17 protein-coding genes are annotated in these 19,869 nt (G+C 65.2%); 6 read left to right on the top strand and 11 right to left on the bottom strand.

What is annotated here, in order from left to right:
- The 10 genes from J2T47_RS18290 to J2T47_RS18245 form a co-directional block, all read right to left on the bottom strand.
- Positions 1-666 (bottom strand): DUF1175 domain-containing protein, encoded by a 666-nt coding sequence (locus tag J2T47_RS18290; protein WP_253449649.1) that lies wholly within the window; start codon positions 664-666, stop codon positions 1-3.
- Positions 630-2,381 (bottom strand): DUF2138 domain-containing protein, encoded by a 1,752-nt coding sequence (locus J2T47_RS18285; protein WP_253449646.1) that lies wholly within the window; start codon positions 2,379-2,381, stop codon positions 630-632. Before J2T47_RS18285 ends, J2T47_RS18290 begins: the two co-directional genes overlap by 37 nt.
- 38 nt (positions 2,382-2,419) lie before the next feature.
- Complete coding sequence (locus J2T47_RS18280) at positions 2,420-3,214, bottom strand: YfaP family protein (RefSeq protein ID WP_253449715.1); 795 nt, start codon at positions 3,212-3,214, stop codon at positions 2,420-2,422.
- 188 nt (positions 3,215-3,402) lie between these two features.
- Positions 3,403-4,344, bottom strand: a complete 942-nt coding sequence (locus J2T47_RS18275; protein ID WP_253449643.1) for an AEC family transporter — start codon at positions 4,342-4,344, stop codon at positions 3,403-3,405.
- A 70-nt stretch (positions 4,345-4,414) separates the two neighbouring features.
- Positions 4,415-4,849: a bactofilin family protein gene (locus tag J2T47_RS18270; protein WP_253449640.1), complete on the bottom strand. Its 435-nt coding sequence runs from the start codon at positions 4,847-4,849 to the stop codon at positions 4,415-4,417.
- 18 nt (positions 4,850-4,867) lie between these two features.
- Complete coding sequence (locus J2T47_RS18265) at positions 4,868-5,233, bottom strand: hypothetical protein (protein WP_253449637.1); 366 nt, start codon at positions 5,231-5,233, stop codon at positions 4,868-4,870.
- A complete protein-coding gene (locus J2T47_RS18260; RefSeq protein ID WP_253449634.1) occupies positions 5,214-6,182 on the bottom strand; it encodes a M23 family metallopeptidase in 969 nt (322 codons plus the stop codon). The genes J2T47_RS18265 and J2T47_RS18260 overlap by 20 nt, the downstream gene beginning before the upstream one ends.
- A 191-nt stretch (positions 6,183-6,373) precedes the next feature.
- Positions 6,374-8,107, bottom strand: coding sequence for an ABC transporter ATP-binding protein/permease (locus J2T47_RS18255; protein WP_253449631.1), 1,734 nt, complete (start codon positions 8,105-8,107; stop codon positions 6,374-6,376).
- Between the two features lie 67 nt (positions 8,108-8,174).
- A complete protein-coding gene (locus J2T47_RS18250) occupies positions 8,175-8,735 on the bottom strand; it encodes a response regulator transcription factor (RefSeq protein ID WP_081517431.1) in 561 nt (186 codons plus the stop codon).
- Between the two features lie 24 nt (positions 8,736-8,759).
- Positions 8,760-10,016 (bottom strand): ATP-binding protein, encoded by a 1,257-nt coding sequence (locus J2T47_RS18245; protein ID WP_253449628.1) that lies wholly within the window; start codon positions 10,014-10,016, stop codon positions 8,760-8,762.
- 230 nt (positions 10,017-10,246) lie between these two features.
- Here J2T47_RS18245 and J2T47_RS18240 point away from each other — a divergent pair, with 230 nt between their 5' ends.
- From J2T47_RS18240 to J2T47_RS18230, 3 genes are all read left to right on the top strand, one after another.
- The gene (locus tag J2T47_RS18240; protein ID WP_253449625.1) at positions 10,247-10,963 is read left to right on the top strand and encodes an SIMPL domain-containing protein; all 717 of its coding nucleotides are present in this window, start codon (positions 10,247-10,249) and stop codon (positions 10,961-10,963) included.
- Between the two features lie 221 nt (positions 10,964-11,184).
- Positions 11,185-12,786 carry an ABC transporter substrate-binding protein gene (locus tag J2T47_RS18235; protein ID WP_253449622.1) on the top strand — a complete coding sequence of 534 codons (1,602 nt, stop codon included), beginning with the start codon at positions 11,185-11,187 and terminating at the stop codon, positions 12,784-12,786.
- A 49-nt stretch (positions 12,787-12,835) separates the two neighbouring features.
- Positions 12,836-14,428 carry an ABC transporter substrate-binding protein gene (locus tag J2T47_RS18230; RefSeq protein ID WP_437180992.1) on the top strand — a complete coding sequence of 531 codons (1,593 nt, stop codon included), beginning with the start codon at positions 12,836-12,838 and terminating at the stop codon, positions 14,426-14,428.
- A 94-nt stretch (positions 14,429-14,522) separates the two neighbouring features.
- On the opposite strand, the gene J2T47_RS18225 is transcribed toward J2T47_RS18230, so the two are convergent.
- Entirely contained in the window at positions 14,523-15,740 is a 1,218-nt protein-coding gene (locus tag J2T47_RS18225; RefSeq protein WP_253449619.1) for a M24 family metallopeptidase, read from the bottom strand.
- Positions 15,741-15,918: 178 nt separating this feature from the next.
- Here J2T47_RS18225 and J2T47_RS18220 point away from each other — a divergent pair, with 178 nt between their 5' ends.
- The 3 genes from J2T47_RS18220 to J2T47_RS18210 all read left to right on the top strand — a co-directional run bounded on the left by J2T47_RS18220 (position 15,919) and on the right by J2T47_RS18210 (position 19,861).
- The gene (locus tag J2T47_RS18220) at positions 15,919-16,482 is read left to right on the top strand and encodes a helix-turn-helix domain-containing protein (RefSeq protein WP_253449615.1); all 564 of its coding nucleotides are present in this window, start codon (positions 15,919-15,921) and stop codon (positions 16,480-16,482) included.
- Positions 16,483-16,680: 198 nt separating this feature from the next.
- Entirely contained in the window at positions 16,681-18,288 is a 1,608-nt protein-coding gene (locus tag J2T47_RS18215) for an ABC transporter substrate-binding protein (protein WP_253449612.1), read from the top strand.
- Between the two features lie 163 nt (positions 18,289-18,451).
- On the top strand, positions 18,452-19,861 hold the full coding sequence (locus J2T47_RS18210; protein WP_253449609.1) for an OprD family outer membrane porin: 1,410 nt from the start codon (positions 18,452-18,454) through the stop codon (positions 19,859-19,861).
- Positions 19,862-19,869: the final 8 nt, after the last annotated feature.

Here is a 19,869-nt window from a genome sequence, read left to right as displayed (position 1 = left end):
TCATCGGGTCAGGAAGGACAAGCGATAGACGCCGATAAAGTTGGGATTGGATTCGTCGGGTATCCATCGGGTGTCCTTCCATGTCATGAGTTGTTGCAGGCTGACCGAGCGCATGCCGTTGTCGGTCGCCGTACGAGTGCCGGTGTGATAAGCGATGTCGCGGCCCATCCAGATCATCAGATGCTGGTCATCGCCCTGGTCGAAGAACATCAGGTCGCCGGGGCGCGCCTGGTTGAGGTCGCGGCCGACGAGCTGGCTGTTGTATTGAATGAGTTTGATCGCGTTGACGTAGGGGCCGGTCTTGCCGCCGCCCTGCTGCCAGGTCTGCGCGAGATTGCGCTGCGCATCGGACAGTTCCAGCTCCGGCGGCAGGTAGCGGTTGGACATGCCGTTGGCACGCAGCCACTTGGCGTCGTGCACCTTCAGCGCCTCGTTGGCGGCGAAGCGCACGAGGCCCGCGCAGTCCTGCTGGTACCAGCGCGGGTTCGGCCCACGGCGCAGCTGCTCCTCGGCGATACGCACGAACCAGGCGCGGAACACCTGGGTCTGTTGCGCATCCAGCGCCGGCTCCGCCGCGTGCGCCAGGGTGGCGACGAGCAGGCCTGCCAGCAGCGTTAAAGACTTTCGGATCACAGCGCCTTCCAGTCCAGCGGCAGCCACTTCCATTCACCGCTGGGCTCGCTGCCGGCCGGCAGGGTCAGGGCGTAGGAACCGTTGCCGGCGAGGGTCTTCAGGCGTGGCAGGAGCAGCGTGTCGGCAGCGTTGCGGAACACCGGTTCGACGTCCTGCGGCAGGCTGTCGAGGGTCTCGCGCTGGAGCAGTGCGGACAGCGTCTTGGGCGCGAGGTACGCGGGCACCAGGGCGTCCTTGGGCAGCACGTCGGCCAGCGGCGGGTAACGCTTGGCCAGGGTACTGCGGGCCTTGTCGAGCAGCTTGTCGTCGATGGAGAACAGCAGGGTGTTGCCATCACGCAGCAGGCTGACACGGAAGAAGCCGTTGCCGCTGACCTGGTCGGGATTCTCCGCCTCGCTGGCCGGGTACTGGCCGAAGCGCGAGCTGACCTGACGCTGCCACAGGCGACCTTCGCCCTCGGCACGGCTTTCAACCTCGAAGGCGCCAGCCTCCACATTGGCCTCGTAGGCGCCGATCATGCTGCCAAAGAGCTTGCCCAGCTGCTCATCCAGCTCCGGGCTGGCGGGGGCGTCCAGCTTTACCGCGAGCAGCGGCGAGTGCAGGCGCGAGTCCGGGTACCAGCACAGGCCGGCGGCACCGGAGAGGTGCTCGGAGAAGGCCACCGCCATCTTCTGCTCGGCGCCCAGCTTCACCAGCATGTTGTCGTACAGGCCCGGCGTGACGGGCAGCGCGACGCAGGCGCTGGCCCCCATGGGCATGGCCTGCCAGACGGGGGTGAAGTCCAGGTCTGGCTGGCGGGCGACTTCGTTGAGCGCCAGGTAGCTGTGCCAGCCGTCCTGGCCCTGCTCGAAGCGCACGCCGGCGAAGGTCGGGATGAAGCGCTGGTAGCCCATGGCGAGAACGCCGGCGCCCAGGGTGATGCGCTGCTTCAGCTCGCCGCGTGGCTCCAGGGCGAAGTCCTTGGCAAACAGCGGCTCGCCTTCCAGCGCGGTGCCCAGGTCCTTGCCGACAGCGGCATCGGGCTCACCCAGGTTGTCGTAATCCGGGTTGGGGAAGAGCATCTTCGGGTTCGACAGGATCAGCATCTGGTCGCCACGGGAGACGAACAGCAGGGTCTTCTCGGCCCCGTAGCGCAGGCTGTAGACCGGCGTGGCGCTGCCCTTCACCTGGATTTCCGCGACCTGCTTGAGCTGCGCGTCATCGGCGGCGACCTTGGCCAGCGGCTCCAGCACCTTGGCCAGGCCGCCGCGCTTGAGCACCACCATGAAGTCGCGCAGGCGGCCGTCAGCGCCACGCCACAGGGCAACCTGGGCCGGCTGGTCGAGCAGTTCCTCGATCACACTGTCCTTCAGGGTCAGGTCGTGCTCGTAGACGATGCGCCGCAGGGTGCCGGTCAGGCCCAGGCGGTCAGCGTTGTTCTCGTAATAGAAGACGAAGTCCTCGGTGAGCACGTCGCGCAGCAGCGGCACTTCCAGCACGGCCTTGGGCAGCTGGCTCAGGGAGGCGCTCTCGATCAGCGCGTCGGGGCGCTTGAGGTCGCGGACCACATCCGGGCTTTCCGGCGCCTCCAGGGTGCCCACCGGCGCCGAGTGGAAGGCGGGAATCAGGCCGAAGGCCAGCGCCAGGCCGCCGGCGACCAGCGCGGCGGCAAGCGCGCCGATGGCGATCAGCGGACCACGGCGCGGGGCCTGTTCCGGCGTCGGCGTGGGGGTGCTGTCTTGGCTGCTGGAGGGCGTATTGTCGCTCATGGATCGCTTGTCCCGTGTCATCCCTGCGAGGGGCGAATTCAGTAATTGAAGGTCTTCACCAGCACCAGATCACCGATGGTGCGCATGGGCACCACGAAGGTCTCGCGCTTCTCGTTGACGGTATTTTCGTTGAACACCAGGTTGATCTCGGCGGTGATCACGTCCTGCTCGTGATTGCCTTCCTGGAAGTTGTAACCCTGGCTGGCGTTGTAGTTGCCCCAATAGTTCACGTAGACCAGGTAAGTGCCATGCAGCGGCGCAGCCATGGTGAACATCTCCGGACCGGGGCCGTCGACGCCATCCGGGTCGAGGCCGCCGCCGTTGCTGAGCCGCGGATTGGCCCAGAACGCATGCTGACCGTCGGGCGTGACGATATGCAGGTCGAGTTCGGCCTTGGGGTCGTTCCAGCCCAGCACCAGGCGAATGCGCGGAGGAATGCGGCCGGCGTTGGCTTCGTAGAACTGGACGCGCTTGAGGGACTTTCCCTCGGCGCTGGCCACCTCGACGCTGTTGCTGCCGGCGCCGAAGTTGTAGGGACGGACGAACTTGCCTTCACCGTCGGTATAGAGAGGGAGGGGGCTGCCGTTGACCACCAGCCGCTGGGCCCGGTCAACGCCGGCCACTTCGCGCAGATGGCCTTCGATCAGGCTGCGACCCCGGACGCCACCACGATCGATGGGCGGCGTGGGATAGGCCACGCGGGGCACGCTGGGGTCATCGTTCAGGCCAGAATAGCGCCAGCCGCCAGTGGGGCTGGAAAGGTCCGCGCTCGGCTCGGCAGCGACCGTCGCAGCCAGGAGACTGGCTGACAGAAAACAGACGGCACGGACCATCCGACGCGTGGGCTGCATGAACATTCCTTGATCGTGCATAGCGGGGGGAGCCAAATGTAACTGGTCTTGTCGACGCGCGGAACGACGTTCGCGCGGCGTTGCGACATTGGGCGATCTTTCAGAAATTTCCTACAAACTGAATAGCTATTTTCGCAACACCAATTGGAAGGTTCTCGGCTTCCATCGAGTCACATCCAGCCGCCCCACTGCAGGACGAAGATGCCGACGTTAGTGGTCAGCGCCGCCACCAGGGTGGTGATGACGATGATCGACGCCGCCAGCTCATGGTTGCCATTGGCGGCGCGGGCCATGACGTAGCTGGCCGCCGCAGTCGGGCTGGCGAAATAGAGGAACAGCACGCCCAGCTCGGCACCACGGAAGCCCAGCGACCAGGCGGTAAAGGTGCAGACCAGCGGCAGCCAGACCATCTTCATCAGGCTCGCGCTGATCGCCAGCCCGCCGCTTTCGCGCAGCGAAGCCAGCGACAGGGTGCCGCCGATGCACACCAGCGCCAGCGGCAGGGTCATCTGGGCAAAATAGTCGGCGGAGGTCAGCAGCCACTTCGGCAGGCCGATGCCGAACCAGGAGAACGGCAGAGCCGCCAGCACGCTGATGATCAGCGGATTGCAGATGACGTTGCGGGCGATGCTCAGCGGGTCGGACTTCATGCTCGGGCTGTAGATCGCCAGCACCACCGAGGACAGCGTGTTGTAGCAGAGGATCACCAGGGCGGCGAGGACCGAGCCCAGCGCCAGGCCATGGTCACCATAGAGGCTGGTGGCCAGCGCCAGACCGATGATGCCGTTGTTGCCGCGGAACGAACCCTGCACGTAGACGCCGCGCTCCTCGCGCGGCACCCGCCAGGCCGCCCAGCCCCAGGCCAGCAGGAAGCCCACCAGGGTCGCTGCACAGAAATACAGCAGCACTTCCGGACGCGCCGCGCTATGCAGGTCGGAGTGGTAGATACCGAGGAACAGCATCGCCGGCATGGTGGCGTTGAACACCAGCGCCGACGCCGTCTGGATGAATTCCGGATTGATCGCCCCTACGCGGCGCAGCAACACTCCGAGGAACAGCATGGCGAAGACGGGGGCGGTGATGCTGAAGGTCTGGAGCAGAAGGGCAAGCATGGGACGGGAGGGTCTGGGCGGTGGGGGGTGACAATCATAGCAAGCTAAGTACCCACCGCGCCGGAGCAAATCAGACTTCGGCTGCCTCTTCGCGCACCGGCGCCGGCAGCTCGAGCGGCCGGGGCGCCTCGCCGTCAGCCAGGCGGGTCAGCTTGCCGTCCACCGTGGCACCGTTTTCCATGCTCAGTTGGCGGTACTGGATGTTGCCGACCACCCGCGCGTTGGAGTGCAGCTCCAGCAGGTGCTCGACATAGAGATCGCCAATGATGGTGCCGTCGATCAGCGCATCGTAGCTGCTGACGTTACCCTCGATCCGCCCTTCCGCGCTGAGCGCCAGCAGGCTGGCCGCGCCGGGCTTGTGGCTGACGTTGCCCTTCACCGTGCCGAGGATCTTCAGGCCGTCCTGGAACTGCATGTCGCCGACCAGATCGACGTTGCCCGAGAGCAGGCTGGAGAACTTGTCCACCGAGACCTGCGGGCCCTTTTTCTTGCTGTTGCTGAACATCGCAATTCCTCGCGCGTACTACTTGCCAGGTTTCTGCTGGCGGAAGAAGGCCAGCTCGGTCTTGAGTTTCTTGATTTCGGCGGACATCGCGTCGATCCGCAGCATCAGCTGCTCGCGGTTGGCACGCTCCTCCTCGGCTTGCAGGCGCTTTTCCTCCAGCTCCTGCGTCAACTCGGCATTCTGTGCCTCGAGCGCACCGATGCGCTCGTGCACCTGCCCATCCTCGCGAGCGCGCAGTTGCCAGCCCCCCAACGCGAGAACTGCCAGCAGGAGGAGCGCCAGCGCCGCCCAGCCCAGCCAGGCAAAGCCGCGGGGAACGTGGGGGCGGTGCTCGGCGCGCAGCAGCTGGCGGGTAGAGGGCCGTTTAGTCCGTGGCCAGGCCATCGCTGTCGATCTCCATGCCGCCCAGGGAAAGGAAGTTCTGCGGGTCGACGAATTCGCCGTGGTAGAGCACTTCGAAGTGCAGGTGCGGGCCGGTGGAGCGTCCGGTGGAACCGACCTTGGCGATCTCCTGCCCCGGCAGTACGACGTCGCCGACCTTCACCAGCAGCTTGGAGGCATGCGCGTAGCGGGTCACCAGACCATTGCCGTGGTCGATCTCCACGCGATTGCCGTAGGAGGCGTGCCGACCGGAAACGATCACCCGGCCGCCAGCAGCGGCGTGGATCGGGCTACCGATGGGTGCCGAGAAATCCTGGCCGGAATGGAAGGCCAGGTGGCGGTTGAAGGGGTCGACGCGGTTGCCGAACGGCGAACCCAGACGCGCCTGCTCCATCGGACGGCGTGCAGGGATTGCCATGAAGTCAGCGTTGCGGCGGGCCACCTGATCCATCAGCAGGTCGAAGACCCGGCGCAGGCACCTGGCCGATTGTTCGTTGCGCTCGAGGTCGGCGGCCGACGCAGGCAGCGGGTCGACGCAGGCCCGGGGCGGCAGCAGGATGCCACCTTCGTTGCGGGTGGAACCTGGCTTGCTCTTCGGAGCGGGCACCAGCTCGGGGTCGACCCTGGACAGCTTGCGGGCGATTTCCTCATGGCTGTCGACCGCCTTGAGCAGGTAGTCGGCGTCCTTTTCCAGCACCTGCAGGCGCCCGGTCAGCTCGCCGATGCGCTCGGCGGCAAAACGCTCACCTGACTCGTCCGGCGCTTCGCCGGCCTGCGCCACCGGGACCATCACCGGTTCGGCATGCCCCCGCCCGATCCACAGCCCGCCGGCGAAGGCGGCCGCAGCAAAGGCCAGCGACACACAGGCAGCACCCAGCAGGTACCGGCGCGTGTCGACCAGGCGCAGGTCCGAGCGGGTCAGGGCCTGGCGTGAGGGGGAAAGGGATTTCATGGCGGTACCGTTGGAATGCATTCGGCCCGGCGGATGGCCGCCGGGGGTGCACAGGGTACCTGTTCTTGAAAACTTCGCAGCGGCTAAACACTGAAAAATGTAAATAAATAAGAAGAAATCATCCCGTCTGAGAAGACTTTCAGATGTTTCCCACTAACACGATCACATTATCCCAGTGAATCAAACTGCCACTACGCCGGCAAAACGGACTCGATCTCCTGCAAACGATGCTCTTCCAGGCGCAGTTGGCGCGGGTGGAAGCGCTTCAGGCTGACCCGGTGACCGATGCTGACCAGGGTCACCTCCGGCAACTGGTCGAGCAGCACCTGATAGAGCGCGGCCTCGTCGGTTTCATCCAGCGCGGAGGTGGCTTCGTCAAGGAACAACCACTGCGGCGCGTAGAGCAGCGCGCGAGCGATGGCCAGGCGCTGCTGCTCGCCGGGGGAGAGCACGCGCTGCCAGTGATCGGCCTCATCCAGACGCGGCACCAGCGAATCCAGGCGGCACAGATGCAGCACCTGCTTCAGTTGCTCGGGGGTATGACGGTCGCCAGACTCCGGGTAGCAGAGCGCCTCGGCCAGGGTGCCGATGGGCAGATAGGGCTTCTGCGGGACGAACAGGCTGCGTGTATCGGGCATCTGTACCACACCGCTGCCGTAGCGCCACAGGCCGCTCATGGCGCGCAGCAGGGTGCTCTTGCCGCTACCGGAGGGACCGCCGATCAGCACGTGCTCGCCGGGGTTCAGCTCCAGGCTGGTGGGCTGCAGCAGTTCGCGGCCGTTGCCCAGGTTCAGGCTGAGGTTGTGCAGTTGCAGGTTGTCGCCGGTCTTGCGCACGTCGATGTTGGCCGACTCATGGGCCGTCTCGTCCATGGTCTCGCGGAAACTCAGCAGACGGTCGCAGGTGGCGCGCCAGCTGGCGAGACTGGCGTAGGCGTCGATGAACCAGCTCAGGCCGTCCTGCACATTGCCGAAGGCGGAGTTGATCTGCATGAGTTCGCCCAGCTGGATCTGCCCGGAAAAGTAGCGTGGCGCGGCGACGATGAAGGGGAACACGGTGGCAATCTGGGCGTAGCCGGAGCTGAAGAAGGTCAGGCGTTTCTGCACCTTCATCAGCTCCCAGAAGTTGCCCCAGACGTTGCGGAAACGCCCCATCAGCCGGTTGCTCTCGTTGGCCTCACCGTTGTACAGGGCGATGCTTTCGGCGTTCTCGCGGACCCGCACCAGGCCGAATCGCAGATCTGCCTCGTAGCGTTGCTGGCGGTTGTTCAGGCCGATCAGGCGGCGTGCGATCAGGTGGGTCAGCCAGCTGCCGATCGCGGCATAGAGCAGCGCCGCCCAGAACATGTAGCCGGGAATGCTGATGCCGAAGAGCTCGATGCTGCCGGACACACCCCAGAGAATGACCGAGAAGGACACCAGGCTGACGATGTTGCGGATCAGCCCCAGGCCGAGGGTCAGGGTGGTATCGGTGAAGCTGTTGAGGTCTTCGGAAAGGCGCTGGTCGGGGTTGTCGGTGTGCCCGCGCTGCTCCAGGCGGTAGTAGTTCTTGTCGCCCAGCCAGGCAGCGAAGTGCTTCTCCGTGAGCCAGCGGCGCCAGCGGATGGTGAGCATCTGCGTCAGGTACAGGCGGTACACCGCCGTGAGGATGAACACCGCGGCGATGCCGCAGAACATCAGCATCAGGTGGATGAAGCTGTTCAGGTCCTTGTTCTGCAGGGCGTTGTAGAAGTCGCGGTACCAGCTGTTGAGCCAGACGCTGAGGGCCACGCCCACCAGTGACAGGGCGATCACCACGATCAGCAGCAGCCAGGCCATGCCCTTCTCTTCGCTGCGCCAGTAAGGCGCGGTGAGTTGCCAGACTCGGTGGAAGAAGCGGCTGCGAACGGCGTCGTTCGCGGCCCGGTATTCGGCGCTGTCGGTCATGGGGTCGGCTCGCACGGCTGGAAATAAAAAGGAGCGCTCATTGGCGCTCCTTAGTCTTATCGATCGCTTAACGCCTCACCGGGCGTTTCTGCAGCTTACGTTGCAATGTGCGCCGGTGCATACCCAGCGCTCGGGCGGTCGCGGAGATGTTGCCGTCATGTTCGGCAAGCACGCGCTGGATATGTTCCCACTGCAGGCGGTCGACCGACATGGGGTTTTCCGGCACCAGGGACTCCAGGTCGGCATGTTGCGACAGCAGTGCGGTGAGCACGTCGTCGGCATCGGCCGGCTTGCACAGGTAGTTGGTGGCGCCGCGCTTGATGGCCTCCACCGCGGTGGCGATGCTGGAATAGCCGGTGAGGATCACCACGCGCATCTCGGCGTCGAGCTCGAGCAGCTTGGGCAGCAGCACCAGGCCGGAGTCGCCGTCCATCTTCAGGTCCAGCACGGCGTAGTCGGGCAGATCTTCCTTGGCCATGGCCAGGCCTTCCTCGGCGGAGCCGGCGACCGACACCCGCAACCCGCGGCGGGTCATGGCGCGGGCCATGACGCGGGTAAAGGTGGCATCGTCGTCCACCAGCAGCAGGTGGGGCTGCTCTTCGCCTTCGAACAGGATCTCTTCGCTCATGGTACTTCCTCGCGGGCGCGGCGATCAGGCCACGCCATAGCTTCTGGGCAGACGCAACTCGGTCAGAGTGCCGCCATCTTCATGGTTATACAACTTCACCGTTCCACCCGCGCGGGTCACGCTGGCCTGACTGAGGAACAACCCCAGACCGAACCCTTTGCCCTTGGTGGTGAAGAACGGTTTGCCGAGCTGTTCGGCAATCGCCAGCGGCACGCCCGGGCCCTGGTCGCGGATGCTCAGGCAGATTTCACCGGCATCCCAGTCCAGGCGGATGTCCAGATCGTCCGGACAGGCGTCCGTCGCGTTATTCAGAAGGTTGAGCAGCGCCTGGCTCAGGTCGGTCGGCGGAGTCATCCGCGGCGCCTTGCCCTTGCCCAGCGTCTGGTAGCGGTAGCTCGCCTCGGGGCGCATCAGGTGCCAGCGACGCAGCACCGCCTCGACCCATTCGTTGGCGCCCTGCTCTTCCACCGCCTGGCGACGATCCGCCTCGGCAGCGCGCACCAGGTGCTGCAGGGTGGTCTTGCAGAGCTTGACCTGCTCCTGCAGCAGGGCGAGATCTTCCTGCAGCATCGGCTGGTCCGCATTGGTCTGGCGCAATTCCTTGAGCAGTACGCTCATGGTCGCAAGCGGCGTGCCCAGCTCATGGGCGGCACCGGCGGCCTGGGTGGCGACGGCCAGCAGTTGCTGGTCGCGCATGCCTTCCTCGCGACGTTGCGCCTGCAGTTGTTCCTGGCGGCGCAGGGACTCGGACATGCGCGCGACGAAGAAGGTGATCAGCGCCGCGGCCAGCGCGAAGCTCAGCCACATGCCGTAGATCAGCAGGTTGTCCCGCTGCCCGGCGGCCATCTCCAGCGGGTGGAACCACACCAGCAGTACCGTGTAGCTGGCCAGCGCAAGGCCTGCCAGGGCGATGGTGTAGAGCCACGGCAGGGTCGCCGCGGCGATGGTCAGCGGCACCAGGTAATAGGAGACGAAGGGGTTGCTCGAGCCACCCGAGTAATAGAGCAGCACGCTGTGGATGACCAGGTCGCAGGCGAGCTGGACGGCGTACTCCAGTTCGGTCACTGGCCACGGGCCGCGCAGGCGCAGCGCAGTCCCCAGGCACAGGACGAGGGAGACACCGATGGTCACGCCGAGCGCCAGCCAGGGCAGCTGGATCAGTTGGGCCTTGTAGGCGAGACCGACGGAGCCTGCCTGGGCGGCAAGCACGAGAATACGGATAAGCGTCAGATGCAGCAGGTTCTGACGACTGGCGGACAGCTGGAAAACCGGTGGGCGCATGGTGAATTCCGGAATTTGCGCGAGTATAGCCAAGAGCCCCCTCCCCTTAATGCGGCATAGCGCCACAGCATACTCCACAGCACCCCGTGACGGCCGTCTCGCTCCGAAACAATTGGTGACATCCGCCGCTAACCCGCTTGCGAACAAATGGCCGTCAAAGGGTCTGACAGTCCTCGCCACCGCCTCTACTAAGCTGTGGCCCGGACATTTTCTGGAGCAAGGAGTCATCCATGTCTGTACTGAAGAAACCCTTCACCGCCATCGCCGCCGCCATCGCCCTGTGCGCCACCAGCCTGGGAGCCCTGGCAGACGAACCCCGCTACAACCAGGTTTCGCTGCGCGCCGAGGTCAGCCAGGAAGTCGCCCACGACCTGATGCACGTGACCCTGTTCAGCGAGGGCCAGGGCACCGACCCGGCCAAACTCGCGGCGGAAACCACCACCACGCTGAACGCGGCGGTACAACAGGCGCGCAAGGTGAAAGGCGTGACCGTCAGCCTGGGCAGCCGCAACAGCTACCCGGTGTATGACGACAAGGGGCAGAAGATCACCGCCTGGCGCGAGCGCGCGGAAATCCGCCTGGAAAGCACCGACTTCGCCGCCCTTTCCCAGCTCAGCGCCGACCTGCTGGGCAAGCTGAAGATGGGCAGCATGAACTTCAGCATCGCCGACGCCACCCGCGCGAAGAACGAGGACGCAATGCTGAAAGGCGCCGTGGATGCCTTCAAGGCGCGCGCCCAGGTGCTCACCGACGCCCTCGGCGGCAAGGGCTACAAGCTGGTCAACCTGAACCTCAATACCTCCGGCGCGCCGCGGCCGATGCCGGTGATGCGCATGGCAGCGATGAAGGCCGACAGCTACGGCGGCGCCCCGGCGCAGGAAATCGAAGCCGGCACCAGCCAGGTCACCGTCAGCGCCGACGGCACGATCGAGGTGCAGATGCCGTAACCGCTCGCCCCTCGCCAGCGCGGCGCTTCAGGGAACCGGAGCGCCGCCACTCGACCGCAGGGTTCCCATTGTCGAAATTGCGACATTCCCTTGCACTCGCGTCACAACTTCTACACTCACCCCGGTCGACCGCTTGCGCCCGGCATGTGCCGTGCATAGCTTCACGCAACGCAGCTCACGAGGCTGCCCCTCGATGACAACCAGAATAAACAGAGGTCCGTATGCGTAAGAACGCCGTCATCCGCTCCATGATTGCCGCTGGGTTGATCGCCAGCGCCCCGCTCGCCCACGCCGCCAACAACCTGGTCTACTGCTCCGAAGGCAGCCCCGCAGGCTTCGACCCCGGCCAGTACACCACCGGCACCGACTTCGACGCCTCGGCCGAGACGGTCTTCAACCGCCTCACCCAGTTCGAGCGCGGCGGCACCCAGGTCATTCCGGGCCTGGCGGAAAAGTGGGAAGTATCCGATGACGGCAAGACCTACACCTTCCACCTGCGCTCCGGCGTGAAGTTCCACACCACCGACTACTTCAAGCCGACCCGCGAGTTCAACGCCGACGACGTGCTGTTCACCTTCAACCGCATGCTCGACAAGAACCATCCGTTCCGTAAGGCGTACCAGACCGAATTCCCCTACTTCACCGACATGGGCATGGACGCGAACATCGCCAAGGTGGAGAAGGTCGACGACCACACCGTCAAATTCGACCTCAACGAGGTCGACGCCGCGTTCATCCAGAACCTGGCCATGAGCTTCGCCTCGATCCAGTCCGCCGAGTATGCCGACCAGTTGCTCAAGCAGGGCAAGGCCGCCGACATCAACCAGAAGCCCGTGGGTACCGGCCCGTTCGTGTTCAGTCGCTACCAGAAGGACGCGATGATCCGCTTCAAGGCCAACCCGGACTACTGGAACAAGGGTGAGGTGAAGATCGACAACCTGATCTTCGCCATCAACACCGACGCCTCGGTGCGCATGCAGAAGCTCAAGGCCAACGAGTGCCAGATCACCCTCTTCCCGCGCCCGGCCGACCTGGACGCGCTGAAGAAGGATGCGAACCTGAACATGCCGTCGCAGCCGGGCTTCAACCTCGGCTACATCGCCTACAACGTCCTGCACAAGCCGTTCGACAAGCTCGAAGTGCGCGAGGCGCTGGACATGGCGGTGAACAAGAAGGCGATCATCGACGCCGTCTACCAGGGCGCCGGCCAACTGGCCGTGAACGGCATGCCGCCAACCCAGTGGTCCTACGACGACACCATCAAGGACGCCGGCTACAACCCGGAGAAAGCCAAGGAGCTGCTGAAGAAAGCCGGAGTCGCCGAAGGCACCGAGATCACCCTGTGGGCCATGCCGGTGCAGCGTCCGTACAACCCCAACGCCAAGCTGATGGCCGAGATGCTGCAGTCCGACTGGGCCAAGGTCGGCATCAAGGCGAAGATCGTCACCTACGAGTGGGGCGAGTACATCAAGCGCGCCAAGGGCGGCGAACACGACGCCATGCTGATCGGCTGGAGCGGCGACAACGGTGACCCGGACAACTGGCTGGGTACTCTCTACGGCTGCGACGCGGTAGACGGCAACAACTTCTCCAAATGGTGCGACCCGGCCTACGACAAGCTGATCAAGGATGCCAAACGCACCCCGGACCAGGCCAAGCGTACCGAGCTGTACAAGCAGGCCCAGCACATCCTCAAGGAGCAGGTGCCGATCACCCCGATCGCCCACTCCACCGTGTACCAGCCGATGCGCAAGACGGTGCAGGACTTCAAGATCAGCCCGTTCGCGCTGAACTCGTTCTACGGCGTCAGCGTCGGCAAGTAAGGCCAGCGGCCGCCGGGTTTCCCGGCGGCCCTTTCCTACGGCAACTGCCGTGCGCAAAGCGCTCATCCGCCTGACCCTCGCCAGCCTGCTCGGCTGCGCGCCGGCATTCGGTCAATCCCTGGTGGTCTGCACCGAGGCCAGCCCGGAAGGGTTCGACATCACCCAGTACACCGCCGCCACCACTGCCGATGCTTCGGCGGAGACCGTCTTCGAGCGCCTGGTGCAGTTCGCCCCCGGCAGCACCCGCGTGGTGCCCGCGCTGGCCCAGAGCTGGGAGATCAGCGACGACGGTCTGCAATACACCTTCACCCTGCGCCAGGGCGTGAAATTCCACAGCACCGACTACTTCACCCCGACCCGCGAATTCGACGCCGACGACGTGCTCTGGAGCTTTCAGCGCCAGCTCGCCCCGAAGCATCCGTGGAACAAGCTGGCCCCGCGTGGCTTCCCCTACGCCGAGGCGATGGGCCTGCCCGGCCTGATCAGCGCGGTGGAAAAGCTCGACGAGCACCACGTGCGCTTCACCCTGAATCATCCCGAAGCCCCCTTCCTCGCCGACCTCGCCATGGGCTTCGCCTCCATCTATTCCGCCGAGTACGGCGACCTGTTGCTGGCCGCCGAGAAAGCCGACCAGCTGAACAACCTGCCCATCGGCACCGGCCCGTTCATCTTCCAGCGCTACCAGAAGGACGCCCAGGTGCGCTTCAACGCCAACCCCGACTACTGGGGTGGCAAACCGAAGATCGACCGCCTGCTGCTGGCGATCACTCCCGATCCGAACGTGCGCATCCAGAAGGTCAAGGCCGGCGATTGCCAGATCGCCGTCTACCCCAAGCCCACCGACGTGCCCGCGCTGCGCCAGGATCCGAAGCTGAAGGTCGAGGAACTGGACTCGCTGCTGGTCGCCTATGTCGGCATCAATACCCGGCACAAGCCGCTGGACGACGTGCGCGTGCGCCAGGCGATCAACCTCGCCTTCGATCGCGACGCCTACCTGCGTGCGCAGTTCGGTGAGGGTGCCGCGACGCTGGCCGTGGCGCCTTACCCGCCGACGCTGTGGGGCTCCGATCCGCAGCTCAAGGTCTGGCCGCACGACCCGGCGCGGGCAAGACAGTTGCTGGAGGAAGCGGGCATCAAGCCGGGTCTGAAACTGTCCATCTGGACCCGCCCCGGCGGCGGGCCGACCAACCCCAACCCCGGCATCGGCGCGCAGATGCTGCAGAACGACCTCACGCAGATCGGCATCCAGGCGGATATCCGCGTGTTCGAATGGGGCGAGCTGATCAAGCGCGCCAAGCAGGGCGAGCACGACCTGATCTTCATGGGCTGGGCCGGCGACAACGGCGATCCGGACAACTTCCTGACGCCGAATCTTTCCTGCGCCGCCGCAAAGAGTGGCGAGAACCAGGCCGGGTGGTGCAACGCGGAGTTCGACGAACTGCTGCGCCAGGCCCGCGCCATCACCGATCAGGACGCCCGCGCCGCGCTCTATCGCCAGGCGCTGGCGATCTACCAGCGCGAAGCGCCGTGGATCGCCCTGGCCTACCCGAAGCAGTTCGCCGTGGTGCGGCCGGGCGTCAACGGCTTCACTCTGAGCCCGCTGGGATCGAACAACTTCTCGCGGGTTGAACTCGCTCCCTGAGGACTTTTCGCAGGACCGAGGGGGACGCCCAGTTCTTGCTCGCGAACAGGCTCGCTGCCGGATCATTCGCGAGCAAGCTCGCTCCTACAGAGGCTCAGGCCTCCAGGCCGAAGGGATCGTCCACCGAGTGACTCGGCCGGGTGAACCAGCGCGGGCCTTCCGCCGTCATGTAGAAGTGGTCCTCCAGACGGATACCGAACTCGCCGGGCACGCAGATCATCGGCTCGTTGCTGAAGCACATGCCGACGTCCAGCGGCGTGCTGTCGCCGCGTACCAGGTACGGCCCCTCGTGGATATCCAGACCGATACCGTGGCCGGTGCGGTGCGGCAATCCGGGCAGCGCGTAATCCGGCCCTAAGCCGCCGGCCTCCAGGCAACGGCGGGCCGCGGCATCCACCTGCTCGCAGGGTGAGCCGAGCACGGCGGCATCGAACGCCGCCTGCTGCGCGGCCTTCTCCAGGTTCCACAGCTCGCGCTGACGCGCGCTGGGCGAGCCGAACACGTAGCTGCGGGTGATATCCGAGTTGTAGCCGAACAGCTGGCAACCGGTGTCGATCAGCACCATGTCACCTTCCCGCAACGGCCGCGGCTGGCGCACGCCGTGGGGGAAGGCACTGTCTTCGCCGAACAGCACGATGCAGAAAGTCGAACCCGGTGCGCCGACCTGCCGGTGCGCCGACTCGATGAAGCGCGCCACCTCGGTGGTGGTGATGCCCTCGCGCAGGATGCTCGCGGCGGCCTTGTGCACTTCCAGGGTCATGTCCTTCGCCCGCTGCATCAGCGCCAGTTCCGCCGGAGACTTGCAGCGGCGGCACTGTTCGATCAGCGCACCGGCATCCACCAGTTGCAGCGCGCCCGTCGCCTGACGCAGGCGCTCGAACATGCCGAACGGCAGACTGTGGGAAAGGCCAACCCGCGCACCGTCGCGTACTTCAATCTCCGCCAGCATGCCGGCCAGCAGGGTGAACGGGCTTTCGTGCTCGGCCCACACGCAAATGCTGCCGGGCAGCACCTGCAGATCGCGCACCGTGCCCTCTTCGAAGGCCGGAGCGATGTAGCGCACTTCGCCCCGCGCTGGCACCAGCGCGCCTACCAGCCGCTCGCTGGGGCTCCACTTCAGGCCGGTGAAATAAACCAGCGAACTGCCGGCGTCGACGAACACCGCCGAGATCTCCTGCGCCTGCATCAGGTGCTGCAATTGCCCGATGCGCAGCTGGTACTCCTCGGGCGCAATGGGGCGAGCGCCAGCCGTCATGACCTGCAACTTCGCCAGCGCCTGCTCGGGGCTCACGCCCCCAACTCCCAATGTCATGCGACTCTCCCGAGGAATGGAATGAAACGACCTGAAATTTAAGCAGCACTGAAATTTCCGGTCAAAGGCTTTTCGGTGTCCTGCCTGCTTGCGGCCGATTTTCCGCCCGCTGATGGCTCGATGCTTTCACCGGCCGACGACACTGGTATGCTGCCGGCGTCCCACAAGAGCCTTGCCAATGTCCGCAGATCGTATCGGAGAACGCCTGCGCCGTTATCGGCGCGCAGCGAAGAAGACCCTGAACCAGGTGGCCGCCGAATCCGGCCTGACCGCCAGTTTCCTGTCCCAGGCCGAGCGCAATCTCACCGGCGTTTCGTTGTCCTCCCTGGCCAGCATCGCCAAGGCGCTGGACGTGCCGCTCAATGCCCTCTTCGACTCTCCGCAGCAGATCCCGCCGGACTCGCACGAGGGCCAGCGCGTGCGCTATACCATCGAAGGCCAGCCGCTGAGCTACGAACGCCTGTCCAGCAGCTTCCCCGGCAACCAGCTGAACGCCGTGAAGGTGACGGTCCCGGTGGGTTACGAATCCGAGCTGATCACCCACGACGGCTCGGAATTCGCCTACGTCCTCACCGGGCGCATCGCCTACGACATCGACGGCCACACCTATCCGCTGGGCCCCGGCGACTCCGTGCACTTCGACTCCGGCAAGCATCACTGCCTGCGCAATGTCGGCGACAGCGTGGCGGAAATGCTCACCGTCACGACCCTTCCGCTGTTCGGCGAACATCTCGCTACCTGATTCACAGGCCGGCAAAAATTTCAGTACCACTGAATTTTAAGTTGAACTTAATTTCAGCCTGACTTAACTTCGGCGCGGCGTGGCCGGGCACAGCCCGACCGTGAATGGATAGGCCTTATCCGGACCAGTCCGACCAGGCCGGCTGCAAACCCCATCGGTTCGCCGGCCCCCTCAGAAAAACAAGAATGAGGTCAGGCAATGCGCAAGATGCGACGTAATCCCCTGCACGCACTCGCCTTCGGCGGGCTGCTGCTCGCCGGCTCCGCGGCCCAGGCCGCCTCCAGCCTGGTGTACTGCTCCGAAGGCAGCCCGGCAGGTTTCGACCCCGGCCAATACACCACCGGCACCGATTACGACGCCACCTCGGAAACCCTGTTCAACCGCCTCGTGCAGTTCCAGCGCGGCAGCACCGAAGCCCAGCCGGCCCTGGCGCAAAGCTGGGAGACTTCCGCCGACGGCAGGACCTGGACCTTCCACCTGCGCCCGGGGGTGAAGTTCCACACCACCGAGTACTTCAAGCCGACCCGCGAATTCAACGCCGACGACGTGCTGTTCACCTTCAACCGCATGCTCGACAAGGAGCAGCCGTTCCGCAAGGCGTACCCCACCGAGTTCCCCTACTTCACCGACATGGGCCTGGACCGCAACATCGCCAGGGTCGGCAAGCTCGACGAGCACACGGTGACCTTCACCCTGAACGAGGTCGACGCGGCCTTCCTGCAGAACCTGGCGATGAATTTCGCGGTGATCCAGTCCGCCGAGTACGCCGACCAGTTGCTCAAACAGGGCAAGCCCGGCGAGATCAACCAGAAGCCCATCGGCACCGGCCCCTTCGTGTTCAGCCGCTACCAGAAGGACGCGATGATCCGCTTCAAGGGCAACAAGGATTACTGGAAGCCCGAGGACGTGAAGGTCGACAACCTGGTCTTCGCCATCAACACCGACGCCTCGGTGCGCCTGCAGAAGCTCAGGGCCGGCGAATGCCAGATCACCCTGAACCCGCGCCCGGCGGACCTCGAGGCGCTGAAGCAGGACCCGAACCTGAACATGCCGTCGCAACCGGGCTTCAATCTCGGCTACCTGGCCTACAACGTCACCCACGCGCCGCTGGACAAGACCGTTGTACGCCGCGCGCTGGACATGGCGCTGAACAAGCAGGCGATCATCGACGCGATCTACCAGGGCGCCGGGCAGTTGGCGGTGAATGCCATGCCGCCGACCCAGTGGTCCTATGACGCATCGATCAAGGGGCAGGCCTACGATCCGGAGCAGGCCAGGACGCTGCTGAAGCAAGCCGGCGTCGCCGAAGGCACTGAGATCACCCTCTGGGCGATGCCCGTGCAACGCCCGTACAACCCCAACGCCAAGCTGATGGCCGAGATGATCCAGGCCGACTGGGCCAAGGTCGGCATCAAGGCGAAGATCGTCACCTACGAGTGGGGCGAGTACATCAAGCGCGCCCATGCCGGCGAACACGACGCCATGCTGTTTGGCTGGACCGGCGACAACGGTGATCCGGACAACTGGCTGGGCACCCTCTACGGCTGCGATTCGGTGAGCGGCAACAACGTCTCCAAATGGTGCGACGCCACCTACGACAAGCTGGTGCGCCAGGCCAAGGCCACCACCGACCACGACCAGCGCGTGGCCCTCTACCAGCAGGCCCAGCAGCTCCTCGCGCAGCAGTTGCCCATCAGCCCCATCGCCCACTCCACCGTCTACCAGCCCATGCACAAATCGGTGCAGGGCTTCCTGATCAGCCCCTTCGGGCGCAATTCCTTCTACGGCGTGGCCAACCAGCCCTGATCGCCGACAGTGCAGCGGCGGCCACGGCCGCCTGAACGCCAGCCCGGCACAGACCGGGCGGCACACCCCGCCTTCCCCTCCGCCTGCCGGCTCCCCCATCTCTCCGATGGGCGGAGGGGATGCATTCGTTGCTAGGAAAACTGACAACAACAAGGAGCAACTCATGCAGCATCACGTACTCACCCGTACTCTGCTGGCACTCGCCGTCGGTAGCGCCCCGCTGGGCCAGGCATTCGCCGACGAGGACGACCTGCCGCCGAACGAGGCCCACCGTGACGCCGAAGTCGTGGTCAAAGGCCAGGCCGGCGCGAAAGGCTTCGTCCAAGGCCAGAGCCTGACCTTCAGCACCCGCAACTTCGCCGCCCGCGAGCAGATGAAGGACAGCTTCCACTTCAACATCAAGAAGGACGGCTATACCGAGCCGACCCACAGCCGCTACACCTGGACCCAGGGCAGCCAACTCCGGTACAGCTCCGGCTACACCCAGGGCAGTGTGGGTGTCGGCCTGGACGTCTCCGCGTTCAACGAGGTCGCCCTGGAGCGCGGCCACGGCCGCATCGCTGGCGGCGGTACGCGCACCCTGACCGACAGCGACGGGGATGCCGTGCCGCAATGGTCGAAGATGGGCGTGGCCAACCTGAAGCTGCGCGCCTCCAGCACCGAACTGCGCGCGGGTCGTCAGCAGACCGAGACCCCGGTCTTCAACATCAACGACAACCGCGCCCTGCCCTCGTCTTTCGATGGCGTCAGCCTGCTCAGCGAAGAGTTGGAAGGCCTGCAGGTCCAGGCCGGCAGCTTCACCCGCGCCAGCCCGCGCACCGGCGCAGGCTCCGAAGGCCTGACGAGCGAATACGGTTCCATGGACTTCACCGGCAGCCACTTCAGCTACCTGGGCGGCAGTTACCAGCCGATGCAGGAGTTGAAGCTCAGCGCTTACGGCGCGCACTTCGAAGACATCTGGAACCAGTATTACTTCGGCGCCTCCCACGACCTGGGCGACCCATCCAGCCTGGCGCTGAATACCAGCCTGAACTACTACCACACCGGCGATACCGGCGCGCGCAAGGCCGGCTACATCGACAACGATGCCTACAGCCTGGCCTTCACCCTCACCCACGGCGCCCATGCCGTGCTGCTGGGCTGGCAGCAGATCCGTGGCGACGAGTACTTCGACTACGTGCACGAGACTGCGGCCATCTACCTGGCCAACTCGTTGCTCTCCGACTACAACGGCCCCAACGAAAAGTCCCTGCAGCTGCGCTACAGCACCGACTGGGCGGCCTTCGGCGTGCCCGGCCTGACCACCATGGCGTGGTACGCCAAGGGCTGGGGCATCGACGGCACCCACTACGACGGCGACCGCAACGGTGTGAGCGGCTATAACGTGCGCGCCATGGACGACGAGAAGCACCACGAGCTCGGCCTCTCGGCCGGCTACACGATGCAGGACGGGCCGCTCAAGAGCAGCAACTTCCGCCTGACCTACATGAAGCACCTGGCCAGCCAGAACCAGGCCGACGGCAGCGTCAACGAAGTCCGTCTGGTCAGCAACTTCCCGTTCAACCTGCTGTAAGGAGAACC

The sequence above is a fragment of the Pseudomonas nitroreducens genome (genome assembly GCF_024170165.1).
In the GTDB taxonomy this organism is placed as follows: domain Bacteria; phylum Pseudomonadota; class Gammaproteobacteria; order Pseudomonadales; family Pseudomonadaceae; genus Pseudomonas; species Pseudomonas nitroreducens_C.
This window is presented reverse-complemented; position numbering and strand designations above follow the sequence as displayed.